Genomic DNA, 518 nt, shown 5'->3' on the forward strand with positions numbered 1-518 from the left:
CATAAAATTGTAATCTTTGGGTATTGCCGCCCAATCAGCCTTTTCTACACCTACCTCATGAACAAGTTACTTCTACTGCCTCTGGTTGCCTTCTCGGCATTGTTTCTGGGGGGCTGTGGCTTTGGCAAAGGACCGCAGGGCGACCTAGTAGGGGCGGAGGACCGCCCTGAGTATAACCCACAGGAGGTTCCTTTTGGCATGGTGCCCTGCCCCGGTGGTACGTTCCACATGGGCCAGACTGATCAGGACATTTCGGCCTCTATGGTGAACATGAACAAGCAGGTGACCATCGCCGGCTTCTACATGGATGAAACAGAAATCACCAACAACGAGTACCGCCAGTTCATGAATGCTATCCGTCAGGATTCCATTGATGTGTTGGGTGAAGAGTATGTGATGACGGAGTTGTATCCCGATACTACCGTATGGGTACGCGACTTCACGTATCACATGGGCGACCCGCTGATGGAGTATTACTATACTCACCCAGCATTCGACGATTATCCAGTAGTGGGGGT

General features: G+C 51.5%; 1 protein-coding gene. It reads left to right on the forward strand.

Features of this window, described 5'->3' with window-relative positions; all coding sequences use genetic code 11:
- Window positions 1–57: 57 nt before the first annotated feature.
- Window positions 58–518, forward strand: a 461-nt coding sequence (locus tag J4D97_RS23240; RefSeq protein ID WP_208309660.1) for an SUMF1/EgtB/PvdO family nonheme iron enzyme, incomplete at its 3' end; no start/stop codon positions are given.

Source organism: Hymenobacter defluvii, assembly GCF_017589435.1.
GTDB classification, from domain to species: Bacteria; Bacteroidota; Bacteroidia; order Cytophagales; family Hymenobacteraceae; genus Hymenobacter; species Hymenobacter profundi.